This is a genomic window from Vibrio gazogenes (assembly GCF_023920225.1).
In the GTDB taxonomy this organism is placed as follows: Bacteria; Pseudomonadota; Gammaproteobacteria; order Enterobacterales; family Vibrionaceae; genus Vibrio; species Vibrio gazogenes.
In genome coordinates, this window is sequence record NZ_CP092587.1 from 736174 (window position 1) to 748886 (window position 12713).

The 12713-nt window shown below is 46.1% G+C and carries 13 protein-coding genes; 12 read left to right on the top strand and 1 reads right to left on the bottom strand.

From position 1 onward, the window contains the following. Positions 1-167: 167 nt before the first annotated feature. From queA to secF, 5 genes are all read left to right on the top strand, one after another. Positions 168-1229 carry a tRNA preQ1(34) S-adenosylmethionine ribosyltransferase-isomerase QueA gene (gene queA, locus MKS89_RS03385; RefSeq protein WP_072962699.1) on the top strand — a complete coding sequence of 354 codons (1062 nt, stop codon included), beginning with the start codon at positions 168-170 and terminating at the stop codon, positions 1227-1229. Between the two features lie 106 nt (positions 1230-1335). Beyond that, positions 1336-2469: a tRNA guanosine(34) transglycosylase Tgt gene (tgt, locus tag MKS89_RS03390; protein WP_072962696.1), complete on the top strand. Its 1134-nt coding sequence runs from the start codon at positions 1336-1338 to the stop codon at positions 2467-2469. Positions 2470-2579: 110 nt separating this feature from the next. Then, the gene (gene yajC / locus MKS89_RS03395) at positions 2580-2912 is read left to right on the top strand and encodes a preprotein translocase subunit YajC (RefSeq protein WP_072962694.1); all 333 of its coding nucleotides are present in this window, start codon (positions 2580-2582) and stop codon (positions 2910-2912) included. A gap of 19 nt (positions 2913-2931) precedes the next feature. Beyond that, complete coding sequence (secD, locus tag MKS89_RS03400; protein ID WP_072962691.1) at positions 2932-4788, top strand: protein translocase subunit SecD; 1857 nt, start codon at positions 2932-2934, stop codon at positions 4786-4788. A 31-nt stretch (positions 4789-4819) separates the two neighbouring features. After that, positions 4820-5767 carry a protein translocase subunit SecF gene (gene secF / locus MKS89_RS03405; RefSeq protein WP_072962689.1) on the top strand — a complete coding sequence of 316 codons (948 nt, stop codon included), beginning with the start codon at positions 4820-4822 and terminating at the stop codon, positions 5765-5767. Positions 5768-5838: 71 nt separating this feature from the next. Here the strand turns inward: secF and suhB are convergent, their stop codons facing one another. Then, entirely contained in the window at positions 5839-6642 is an 804-nt protein-coding gene (gene suhB, locus MKS89_RS03410; RefSeq protein ID WP_072962687.1) for an inositol-1-monophosphatase, read from the bottom strand. A 198-nt stretch (positions 6643-6840) separates the two neighbouring features. On the opposite strand from suhB, the gene trmJ reads away from it, so the two are divergent. The 7 genes from trmJ to hscA all read left to right on the top strand — a co-directional run bounded on the left by trmJ (position 6841) and on the right by hscA (position 12706). Continuing rightward, positions 6841-7563, top strand: coding sequence for a tRNA (cytosine(32)/uridine(32)-2'-O)-methyltransferase TrmJ (gene trmJ / locus MKS89_RS03415; RefSeq protein ID WP_072962684.1), 723 nt, complete (start codon positions 6841-6843; stop codon positions 7561-7563). Positions 7564-7676: 113 nt separating this feature from the next. Next, positions 7677-8198: a Fe-S cluster assembly transcriptional regulator IscR gene (gene iscR, locus MKS89_RS03420; protein ID WP_072962682.1), complete on the top strand. Its 522-nt coding sequence runs from the start codon at positions 7677-7679 to the stop codon at positions 8196-8198. Positions 8199-8224: 26 nt separating this feature from the next. After that, complete coding sequence (locus tag MKS89_RS03425) at positions 8225-9439, top strand: IscS subfamily cysteine desulfurase (RefSeq protein ID WP_021020764.1); 1215 nt, start codon at positions 8225-8227, stop codon at positions 9437-9439. 36 nt (positions 9440-9475) lie between these two features. After that, on the top strand, positions 9476-9859 hold the full coding sequence (gene iscU / locus MKS89_RS03430; RefSeq protein ID WP_021020765.1) for a Fe-S cluster assembly scaffold IscU: 384 nt from the start codon (positions 9476-9478) through the stop codon (positions 9857-9859). Between the two features lie 64 nt (positions 9860-9923). Beyond that, a complete protein-coding gene (gene iscA / locus MKS89_RS03435; RefSeq protein ID WP_072962679.1) occupies positions 9924-10247 on the top strand; it encodes an iron-sulfur cluster assembly protein IscA in 324 nt (107 codons plus the stop codon). A gap of 65 nt (positions 10248-10312) precedes the next feature. Next, positions 10313-10828, top strand: a complete 516-nt coding sequence (hscB, locus tag MKS89_RS03440) for a co-chaperone HscB (RefSeq protein WP_072962676.1) — start codon at positions 10313-10315, stop codon at positions 10826-10828. 21 nt (positions 10829-10849) lie between these two features. Further along, positions 10850-12706: a Fe-S protein assembly chaperone HscA gene (gene hscA / locus MKS89_RS03445; RefSeq protein ID WP_072962669.1), complete on the top strand. Its 1857-nt coding sequence runs from the start codon at positions 10850-10852 to the stop codon at positions 12704-12706. The last annotated feature ends 7 nt before the right edge of the window (positions 12707-12713 follow it).

Sequence of the window (12713 nt, forward strand, 5' to 3'; positions counted from 1 at the left end):
CCCTGACTATAGTAATTTCTATGAGGCAGAGATGAGAGATCGAAACCGATTTCTGGTTTTTGTTAAAAAATTATTCCGGATTTCGCCCGAATCACTGGAATACGCTGACGTCCTTACTGATTTCCGTATATACTACCGCGCTGCGAATGACTAGACAGAAAAGAGTTATGCAAGTTTCCGATTTTCATTTTGACTTACCTGATGAGCTGATAGCCCGATACCCAAAAGCTGAACGGACATCGAGTCGTCTGTTGCAGCTCAACGGCGAGACGGGAGCCGTTGTGGATGGAACCTTCACCGATGTTTTGAATCTGGTGCGGCCGGGAGATTTACTGGTGTTCAATAACACACGGGTCATCCCGGCACGTATGTTTGGTCGAAAGGCTTCGGGTGGTAAGATTGAAGTCTTGGTTGAGCGAATGCTGGATGAACACAGCATACTGGCTCACGTCCGATCTTCAAAAGCACCACGTGCCGGCAGTGCATTATTGCTGGGAGAGAATGACGACTATCCGGCTACAATGGTTGCGCGTCATGATGCCTTGTTCGAGATTCGTCTGGAGACTGAAGTGACAGTGCTGGATGTTTTGAATGCTATCGGGCACATGCCTTTACCACCTTATATTGACCGGCCTGATGAAGACGCAGATAAAGAGCGTTATCAAACCGTCTATAACGAAAAACCGGGTGCAGTTGCCGCACCAACGGCAGGGTTACATTTTGATACTGATTTGCTTGAACAAATTGCGGCAAAAGGTGTCGAAATGGCTTATGTTACGCTCCATGTCGGTGCCGGTACCTTTCAGCCTGTCCGGGTTGAAAACATCAATGATCACCACATGCACGCTGAATATGTTGAAGTGCCTCCCGCCGTTGTGGATGCAATTAACGCGACTCGTCAACGTGGCGGTCGGATCATTGCGGTTGGAACCACGTCGGTTCGTTCGTTAGAAAGTGCTGCACAGCAAGCGTTAAAAAACGGCACAGCGTTGGCGCCTTTCTTTGGGGATACCGAGATTTTCATTTATCCGGGATATGAATATCAGGTGATTGATTGTCTGATTACCAATTTTCACCTGCCGGAATCAACGTTGATCATGCTGGTGAGTGCTTTTGCCGGTTATGAAAATGTGATGGCAGCGTATCGTCATGCTGTTGAACAGAAATATCGCTTCTTCAGTTATGGTGATGCGATGTTTATTGAAAAGCGTCAGCATGAAAGAACATGAACAGAGCGCATACAAGCGCTAGTCAATGATGTTTGTGAAGCACGAACATCCAAGAGAGAATTTCTCGTAGACCGTCAGATTGTTTCTCTGGCACTTTGGAGGCATTGTGAAGTTAAAATTTGAACTGAAAAAGAAACAAGGAAATGCCCGGCGCGGGCAGATTACTTTTGAACGAGGAACCGTACAGACCCCTGCATTTATGCCGGTCGGTACTTACGGCACCGTTAAAGGCATGACCCCTGAAGAGGTCAAAGATACAGGTGCTGAAATTTTATTAGGCAACACATTCCACCTTTGGCTGCGCCCGGGGCAGGAAGTGATGAAAATGCACGGTGATTTGCATGATTTCATGAATTGGCAAGGCCCGATTCTGACTGACTCCGGTGGTTTTCAGGTCTTTAGTCTGGGTGATATTCGTAAAATCACCGAAGAAGGGGTGCATTTCCGTAATCCGGTGAACGGTGAAAAAATCTTTATGGATGCGGAAAAGTCGATGGAAATTCAGAACGATCTCGGTTCTGACATCGTGATGATCTTCGATGAGTGTACACCGTATCCGGCCACACACGATGAAGCAAAACGGTCGATGGAAATGTCATTGCGCTGGGCGAAGCGTTCGCGAAACCATTTTGATCATTTGGAAAACCCGAATTCACTGTTTGGTATTGTGCAGGGCGGCGTGTACGAAGATTTACGCGATGTTTCTGTTGCCGGCCTGACAGAACTCGATTTTGACGGATATGCCGTCGGTGGTTTGGCTGTCGGTGAACCGAAAGAAGATATGCACCGCATTCTGGAACATACGTGTCCACAATTACCTGAAGATAAACCTCGCTATTTGATGGGCGTCGGAAAACCGGAAGACTTGGTCGAAGGGGTTCGGCGTGGGATCGATATGTTTGATTGTGTGATGCCGACTCGTAATGCCAGAAATGGTCATTTGTTTGTGACTGGTGGTGTGATAAAAATTCGTAATGCGAAGCACAAAACGGATACAACACCGTTAGATCCACATTGTGATTGCTATACATGTAAACATTATTCTAAGTCTTATTTGCATCATTTGGATCGTTGTAATGAGATTTTGGGAGCTCGTTTGAACACTATCCATAATCTTCGCTATTATCAGAGATTAATGGAAAGTATTCGTCAGGCAATTGAAGCGGATCGGTTTGATGCGTTTGTCGAGGAATTTTATGCTCGTAGAGAGCGTGCTGTTCCGCCACTTGCAAAAGCCTGAATGGATTGCGCCAGCGAGAGATAATCACCAAGTGGTTGAAATCCCAATGGCGCACCCCAACAATAAGACTAATATGATTTAACAACAATAACCCGAGAGGACGTTTCTCAATGAGTTTAATTTCTGTTGCCCACGCTGCGGGCGAAGGCGCACCACAAGGTGGTGGTTTTGAAATGCTGATCATGCTGGCTGTGTTTGCTGTCATCTTCTATTTCATGATCTATCGACCACAAGCCAAACGTGCCAAAGAACATAAAAATCTGATGTCTTCGATGGCAAAGGGTGATGAAGTATTAACCAGTGGTGGTTTGATTGGCAAAATTACTAAAATTGCTGATGATAATGATTTCATCACGATCGAATTGAACCCGAATAATCCTGTTGTAATTAAAAAGGATTTCGTTACTGCAGTGTTGCCAAAAGGTACGCTTAAATCTCTATAACAGCTAGAGGATCCTCGCTGTGCTGAACCGTTACCCATTATGGAAGTATCTGATGGTGGCATTGATTATTGCCATCTCTGCATTGTATGCACTTCCGAATATTTACGGTGAAGATCCAGCTGTTCAAATAACTGGGGCGCGTGGCGCCTCCGTTGATATGGCAACGCTGGATACTATCACCCAATCGCTTGACAAAGCGCACCTTTCTTACAAATCAGCTGCTTTAGAAAACGGCTCTGTTCTTGTCCGGTTCAATAGTACCGATACCCAACTGAGTGCTCGGGATACGATTCGGGAAGCGCTTGACCGTAATATGATCGTGGCATTGAACCTTGCACCATTGACACCCCATTGGCTGGAGTCTATCGGTGCGACACCGATGAAGCTGGGGCTGGATTTACGCGGTGGCGTACATTTCCTGATGGAAGTGGATATGGATGCCGCGATGGACAAATTGCTGACTCAGGAAGAAGATGCCTTCCGAACCGAACTTCGGGAAGCAAAGATTCGTTATCGCGCGGTTCATACGGTTGACAACAAGCGTTTGGAAGTCGTGTTACGTAACGAAGAGCAGGCCAATGAGGCTGTAAACATTCTTCAACCAAAACACCGGGACATGACCATCTCAGCGACAGAAGACAAAGGTCGTTATGTTCTGAAAGCGGTGTATACCGAAGCACGTCTGCAAGAAATTCGTAATTACGCTGTTGAGCAGAACATTACAATTTTAAGAAACCGAGTGAATGAACTTGGTGTTGCCGAGCCATTGGTGCAGCGTCAGGGAGCAAACCGTATTGTGGTTGAACTGCCCGGTGTCCAAGACACTGCCCGCGCAAAAGAAATTTTGGGTGCGACGGCAACATTGGAATTCCGTGAAGTTGATACCAGTGTCGATTTGGCTGCAGCTGCTGCCGGACGTGTCCCACCGGGAACAGAAGTCAAACTTGACCGTCAAGGTCATCCGGTTGTACTGAAAAAACGGGTGATTTTGAGTGGTGCCAGTATTACCGATGCAAGCTCTAGCACTGATGAATATGGTCGACCTCAGGTGAATATTTCTCTCGATAGTGAAGGTGGCAGCAAAATGGCTGCATTTTCCGAGAAGAATATCGGTAAGTTGATGGCAACTGTTTTTGCCGAGTATAAAGACAGTGGTCGTAAGACGCCGAAAGGCAAAATCATTCTGACGAAACATGAAGAAGTGATTAACCAAGCGACCATTCAGTCGGCTTTGGGGCGTAGTTTCCGGATTACGGGAATCGATTCTTCCGCAGAAGCACACAATCTGGCATTACTGCTTCGTGCCGGTGCTCTGATCGCGCCGATTTCTATTGTTGAAGAGCGGACAATCGGTCCGTCTATGGGACAACAGAATATCGATATGGGGATTCAGGCATGTATCTGGGGTCTTCTTGCTGTCATGCTGTTTACTGCACTTTATTATCGTAAGTTCGGTTTGATTGCGAATTTGGCTCTGGTGGCAAACTTAGTCTTGATTGTCGGAGTCATGTCGATGATCCCCGGAGCAACGATGACATTGCCGGGCATTGCCGGGATTGTATTGACTGTCGGTATGGCAGTGGATGCGAACGTGCTGATCTTTGAGCGGATCCGTGAAGAACTTGTTGAAGGGCGTAATCCGCAACAGGCGATTCATCAAGGATATGCCAACGCATTTAGCACCATTGCTGATGCGAATATCACAACGTTAATTACTGCGATTATCTTGTTTGCGGTCGGAACCGGTGCAATCAAAGGATTTGCTGTGACGTTGTCCATTGGTATTCTGACTTCAATGTTTACTGCCATTATTGGAACACGTTGTGTGGTGAACTTGCTTTATGGCGGCAAGCGGATTAAGAAATTGTCGATCTAATCGTCGTCATGATTAAAAGCTGGGAATAGATATGTTTCAAATTCTAAAAGCAAAGCAAGCGATCAACTTTATGCGTTGGTCGAAGTTTGCCTTCGTCCTTTCCGCGTTACTGATTGTGGCGTCTATAGTGACAATCTCGATGAAGGGATTTAACTGGGGGCTCGATTTTACCGGTGGTACGCTGATTGAAGTGACGTTTGATCAACCGGCAGATCTTGCACAGGTCAGGAGTGCGCTTGAGGCGAAAGGTTTTGGTGATGCGACGGTGCAAAACTTTGGTTCTGCCAAAGATGTGATGGTTCGCCTCCGTCCGCGTGATCATGTTGCCGGTGAAGCTTTAGGCAACCAGATTATTAGCGCAATTAATACTGCGACAGGGCAGCATGTTGAAATGCGTCGTATCGAGTTTGTCGGTCCTAATGTGGGTGATGAACTGACTGAAGCGGGCGGGATGGCAATCCTGGTATCGCTTCTTTGTATCCTGATGTATGTGTCGATGCGTTTTGAATGGCGTTTATCTGCCGGGGCGGTTTTATCGTTGGCGCATGACGTGACCATTACTCTCGGTGTATTTTCGCTCTTACAGATCGAAGTCGATCTGACGATCGTTGCAGCATTGCTGACGGTGGTGGGGTACTCATTGAACGATACAATCGTTGTCTTTGACCGGATTCGTGAGAATTTCCGTAAAATGCGGAAAGGAGAATCTGACGAAGTGATGAATAATTCAATTACACAGACGCTGAGCCGGACTTTAATTACCTCTGGTACAACGTTATTTGTGGTGATTGCTTTGTTCGTTGAAGGTGGGGCGATGATCCACGGGTTTGCACTGGCACTGTTACTTGGTATCACCGTCGGGACATACTCTTCAATCTACGTTGCTTCTGCGCTGGCCTTAAAACTAGGGATTAAACGTGAGCACTTACTTCAACCGCAAGTTGAGAAAGAAGGTGCAGAGTTTGATGAACGCCCTTAACGTGTATTGAGCGAAACAAAAAAACCGCTGATATTCAGCGGTTTTTTTATCTGTAGTGCATTCAGCAATGATTATTTCAGAATCGCATCATTACCTTGTTCACGGATATGCTTCAGAATCGCTTTGGTTCCTTTGGCGCTAGATACCACGATATTACCTGACTTCATGTAATCTGTTCCGCCTGCGAAATCAGTCACGATAGCTCCGGCTTCACGAGCGATGAGTTCGCCTGCTGCCATATCCCATGGTTTCAATCCCAGTTCAAAGAAACCATCGACACGATTTGCGGCAACGTAGCATAAATCCAATGCGGCAGAGCCTGTTCTGCGGAAGTCTGCACATTCAGTGAAGAGAGCCGAGACGATTTTCAGGTAAGGTTCAGCATGTTGTTTCTGTTTAAAAGGAAAACCGGTTGCCAGTACAGTACCCTGTAAATCTTTGAGTGCATTGACGCGAACTCGGGAGTTGTTCAGCTGTGCGCCTGAACCACGTTGTGCAGTAAACAGTTCATTCAGCATTGGGTCGTAAACACAGGCGACTTCTGTTCTGCCTTTGATACGTACGGCGATAGATACAGAAAAGTGAGGTATTCCTCTGAGGAAGTTGGTTGTGCCATCCAGTGGGTCGATGATCCATTGTACGTCTTGATCTTTTCCTTCAATCACGCCATTTTCTTCAGCGATGATGACATGTTCCGGATAAGAGGTTTTGATTACGTCGACAATCATAGACTCAGCTTCTTGGTCTACATTAGTCACGAAATCATTCGTACCTTTTTGAGTTGACTGAATTTTTTCAGCGTTTTCTAGTGATTTAGCAATATGATTGCCAGCTTTTCGTGCGGCACGAATAGCGATATTAAGCATTGGATGCATACGAGTTTCCCAACGGATGTTAAAGAACGAAAAAAGCGGGCTGAAGTATACCAGAGATATTCAGAAAAGGAAGTGGTTAAATTCTGTTCTATAGGGGATTATTTCACTTAGAACCTGACCATTTTTCTCTGCTTTATGATAACATCGGCAGCTATTCAATGATGTCATCATCCCATAATCAATAAAGTAGAATCACCCATGCTCAGTCAAGTGAAAATCGTGCTCGTCGGCACTTCTCATTCAGGTAATATCGGTTCAGCGGCTCGAGCAATGAAAGTGATGGGATTCAGCCAGATGGTTTTGGTTGCACCTCAATGTGAGATTGATGCACAGGCCATTGCAATGGCTGCCGGTGCCAGTGAAATTGCGTTAAATGCAACCGTCGTTGATTCCCTCGAAGCCGCAGTTGAAGATTGTCAGTTAGTGGTTGGTAGTAGTGCTCGTTCGAGAACACTGTCTTGGCCCATGCTGACCCCAAGAGCGTGCGGAGAACGTTTTGTTCAGGAAGGGGAGCAAGCTCCGGTTGCATTAGTGTTTGGTCGGGAGAGAACGGGCCTGACGAATGAAGAATTACAGAAGTGCCATTATCATGTCGCGATTCCGGCAAATCCGGAGTATAGCTCTTTGAATCTGGCGATGGCGGTACAAACGCTGTGTTATGAGATTCGTGTCGCCTATCTGGCTCGGCAAGCACAGGCTTTCCCTCAGGAAGCACAACCAGAGTATCCGCGTCATGATGAGTTAGAACGATTCTATCAGCATCTGGAGAAGGTGTTGTTTCAGACCCAGTTCATTACCGAACAACAACCCAATCTGGTGATGAATAAGTTACGTCGTTTATTTAGTCGTGCCCGCCCGGAATCTCAGGAAATCAATATATTAAGAGGCATTTTGACGTCGATTGAACGGCGTACGAAATAACCCTCTTTATGAAATGGTTAAATACCCGACTAAATAGGTCAAATAAATACTTGACCTATTTAGTCGGGTATGACACACTCCTATCCACATAAACGGTGTGGATACAAGTGATTATGAGATTAACATCAAAAGGAAGATATGCAGTGACAGCCATGCTTGATGTGGCTCTGCATTCGCAACAAAATCCAGTGCCGCTGGCTGATATCTCCGAGCGTCAGGGTATTTCTTTGTCCTATCTGGAGCAGTTGTTTGCAAAACTGCGTAAAGCCGGATTGGTTGCAAGCGTTCGAGGGCCGGGAGGCGGGTACCGTTTAGGAACCGAAGCCTACGCGATTTCTATCGGACATATTATCGGTGCTGTTGATGAATCCGTCGATGCAACCAAATGTTCGGGGAAAGGCGATTGTCAGGGCGGAACGCGTTGTCTGACACATACACTTTGGTGCGATTTAAGTTCTCGTATTAGTGATTTTCTCAATAATATCACCCTGGGTGATCTGATGAATGATAACGAAGTAATAGAAATTTCAGATCGACAGAATGTAGACCTTGCAATCAATCAGGGACGCACGCAGCAAAAGCCGCCTTCGGTGCAAGCCGAACCTGTGCCTCTTAGAGCGAATGCTCGGTCATAATTGCTAGTTTTACATTGGAGTAGAAAATGAAACTGCCTATTTATTTTGATTATTCAGCGACATGTCCGGTTGATCATCGTGTTGCTGAGAAAATGGTTCAGTACATGACGGTTGATGGTATTTATGGTAATCCGGCATCTCGTTCTCACCGTTATGGCTGGCAGGCAGAAGAAGCTGTTGATACGGCTCGTGAGCAGATCGCAGCATTGCTGAATGCCGATTCAAGAGAAATTGTTTTCACCTCGGGTGCCACAGAGTCTGATAACCTTGCGATTAAAGGTGCTGCTCATTTTTACGGTAAGAAAGGCAAGCATGTCATTACCTGTAAGACCGAGCATAAAGCCGTTCTGGATACCTGTCGTCAGCTTGAACGTGAAGGTTTTGAAGTGACCTATCTTGAGCCTGAGCCAAATGGCTTGATCGATCTCAATAAGTTGAAAACTGCGATGCGTGATGAGACTGTTCTTGTCTCCATTATGCATGTTAACAATGAAATCGGTGTGATTCAGGATATTGAAGCGATCGGTGAGTTGTGCCGTGAGCACAAAATTGTATTTCATGTGGATGCTGCTCAGTCGGCCGGAAAATTACCGATTGACGTTCAACAAGTTAAAGTTGACCTGATTTCTTTATCCGGGCATAAGATATACGGTCCGAAAGGGATTGGTGCACTCTATGTTCGTCGCAAACCTCGTATTCGTCTTGAAGCGCAGATGCATGGTGGCGGACATGAGCGCGGATTTCGTTCAGGAACGCTCCCTACGCATCAGATCGTTGGTATGGGAGAGGCTTGCCGAATCGCCAAGGAAGAGATGCAACAAGACTATGATCATGCGAAAAAGTTACGTGATCGGATGTTAGCTGGCCTTGAAGGGATGGAAGCGGTCACAGTCAACGGTGATCTTGAGCAGCGTCTGCCGAACAACCTGAACATTAGCTTTGCTTATGTTGAAGGTGAGTCGTTACTGATGTCTTTAAAAGACCTTGCCGTCTCGTCTGGTAGTGCATGTACTTCTGCTAGTTTGGAGCCGTCTTATGTATTACGTGCGCTAGGGATGGACGATGAACTGGCTCATAGCTCAATTCGTTTTTCATTTGGTCGTTTTACGACGGAAGAAGAGGTAGACTACGCGGTCGAGCAAATCCGTGTAGCTGTAGATAAATTACGCGACATGTCTCCTCTATGGGATATGTACAAGGAAGGCGTTGATTTGAGTTCCGTTGAGTGGGCTCATCATTAATTTCTTCGCAGCGATAGAGGATATGAGGTAATCATCATGGCATATAGTGATAAAGTAATCGACCACTACGAGAATCCACGCAATGTTGGTTCTTTTGACAACGAAGATCCAAGTATTGGTAGTGGTATGGTAGGTGCGCCTGCGTGCGGTGACGTGATGAAACTGCAAATCAAAGTTTCATCGGAAGGCATCATCGAAGATGCGAAATTTAAAACATATGGGTGTGGTAGTGCGATTGCTTCCAGCTCATTAGTTACCGAGTGGGTGAAAGGCAAATCGATTGATGAAGCGGCAGCGATCAAAAATGCTGAAATTGCTGAAGAACTTGAGTTGCCACCAGTGAAAGTTCATTGTTCGATTCTTGCAGAAGATGCGATTAAAGCAGCTGTTGCGGATTATAAGAAAAAACACGAGCATTGATCATCGATTGAGGGAGTCTGACGGGCTCCCTCTGAAATCCACTTAGATTTGAGGTTAGAGTTGTATGTCCATCACCTTAACTGAAACGGCAGCAGATCGCGTTCGTTCTTTTTTAGACAATCGCGGAAAAGGGATCGGCTTGCGTTTAGGTGTTAAAACAACAGGTTGTTCTGGCATGGCGTATGTGCTGGAGTTTGTTGATGATCTCAATGAAGAAGACCAAGTCTTTGAAAATCATGGTGTGAAAATTATTATTGACGCCAAGAGTCTCGTTTATCTTGACGGCACTCAGTTAGACTATGTGAAGCAAGGATTGAACGAAGGCTTTGAATTCAACAACCCAAATGCCAAAAGTGAATGTGGTTGTGGTGAAAGCTTTAATGTTTAAGGCATCGGAAGTCAGGATTGATGAATGTTGAATTGGATAGCCGATGAATCAGGACTGATATGAACATGAATTATTTTGAATTATTTGGGCTACCAACTCAGTTTGATCTGGATGGTAGCCTTCTTTCTTCTCAGTACCGAGAGTTGCAAAAGACTTTTCACCCAGATAACTTTGCCACTGCGTCAGAGCGTGAGCGTTTAGTCGCGGTCCAGAAAGCTTCAGAGATTAATGATGCTTACCAGACTCTGAAAAATGAAATTCGTCGAGCTGAGTATCTTTTAATGCTCCATGGCATTGAACTTCGGGGTGAACAACAGACCATGCAGGATCCTGAATTCCTGATGGAACAGATGTTGTTACGTGAGGAGTTGGAAATGCTTGAAAGTGCGGCAGACGCTCAGGAACAACTGATCGATTTCGAAGGGAAAGTCAGCAAAATGTACAAAATACAATTGACGACCCTGAAAGAACAACTGGCGCAATCCCATTGGGAATCGGCTGCAGATATCGTCCGAAAGCTCAAATTTATTGCCAAACTAAGAAATGAAATCGAACGCGCCGAAGAGAAACTTCTCGGCTAGTTCAGAACAAAGGAAAGCCCTATGGCATTACTGCAAATCGCTGAGCCTGGTCAGAGTGCGACACCTCATCAACACAAGCTGGCTGCAGGCATTGATTTAGGTACAACAAACTCACTGGTGGCTTCGGTCCGCAGTGGTACGGCTGAAACGCTCCCCGATCAAAATGGATGGGCGATTGTTCCTTCGGTGGTGAACTATGACCGAGATGCGGTCATCGTTGGTGTTGATGCCCGAAAAAAAGCGCAACAAGATCCTGAAAATACAGTAATTTCCGTGAAACGACTGATCGGTCGTTCACTGCATGACGTTCAACAACGTTATCCTCATTTACCTTATCTGTTTAAATCGAGCCAGAATGGCTTGCCTGTCATCCAAACAAAGCATGGGGATAAAAACCCGATTCAGGTGTCTGCCGATATTCTCAGAACCTTGGCGCGTCGTGCAGAACAATCACTGGGTGGCGAATTAGCGGGTGTGGTCATTACCGTGCCTGCTTATTTTGATGATGCTCAGCGTGCAGGAACGAAAGAAGCGGCACTGTTAGCCGGACTCCATGTGTTACGTTTGTTGAATGAACCAACCGCTGCCGCGATTGCTTATGGTCTTGATTCGGGACGTGAAGGGGTGATTGCGGTTTATGACCTTGGTGGCGGAACCTTTGATATCTCTATTTTGCGTTTGTCAAAAGGGGTGTTTGAAGTTCTGGCAACCGGTGGTGATTCTGCCCTTGGTGGAGATGATTTTGATCATCTGATCGCAGAACATCTCAAAGAATGTATCGGCATTGAACAGACGCTCAATGCTGAAGAGTATCGCACATTGTTAGATGCTGCATCACAGGCAAAAGTAGATTTGTCGGACGCTGAATCAGTTGATATTTCGGTGCTTGGCTGGCATGGACAATTGAGCCGTGAACAGTTTGAAGCGCTGATTCAACCGTTGGTGAAAAAGACGCTGATGTCATGTCGCCGTGCATTGAAAGATGCCGAGGTCGATGCGGACGAAGTGATCGAAGTGGTGATGGTCGGTGGTTCGACCCGAACGCCATTCGTCCGGGAAATGGTCGGTGAATTCTTTGGTCGTGAACCGCTGACCAGTATTAATCCCGATGAAGTCGTGGCAATTGGTGCAGCAACGCAAGCTGATATTTTAGCTGGTAATAAACCGGATTCGGAAATGTTGTTGTTAGATGTTATTCCACTATCGTTGGGCATTGAAACCATGGGTGGATTAGTGGAAAAAATTATCCCGCGTAATACAACGATTCCGGTTGCCCGGGCACAAGAGTTCACGACGTTTAAAGATGGTCAAACTGCAATGATGGTTCATACGGTGCAGGGAGAGCGGGAGATGGTTGCTGATTGTCGCTCTTTGGCGCGTTTCTCTTTAAAAGGGATCCCACCGATGACGGCCGGAGCTGCACACATCCGAGTGACTTATCAAGTTGATGCCGATGGTTTGCTTTCTGTAACCGCCATGGAAAAAAGTACGGGGGTTCAGGCAGAGATTCAGGTGAAACCGTCTTATGGTTTAAGTGAAGACGAAGTTGCCTCGATGCTCAGAGATTCAATGGCTCATGCAGCCGAAGACATGCAGATCCGGGCGCTGATGGAACAGCGCGTTGAAGCTGACCGTGTGATCGAAGGATTAATTGCAGCAATGCAGGCTGATGGTGATGAACTATTGGATGAGCAAGAAAAAGCAACGCTCTTAAGAGCGATTGAAATGCTGATTGCTTTGAGAAATGGTGATGATGCCAATGCGATTGAACAGGGCATTAAAGATATTGATAAAGTGAGTCAGCCATTTGCTTCACGCCGTATGGATAAATCAATTCGTGAAGCACTAGCTGGTCAGTCTGTAGATGATATTAAGTAGTTGAGAT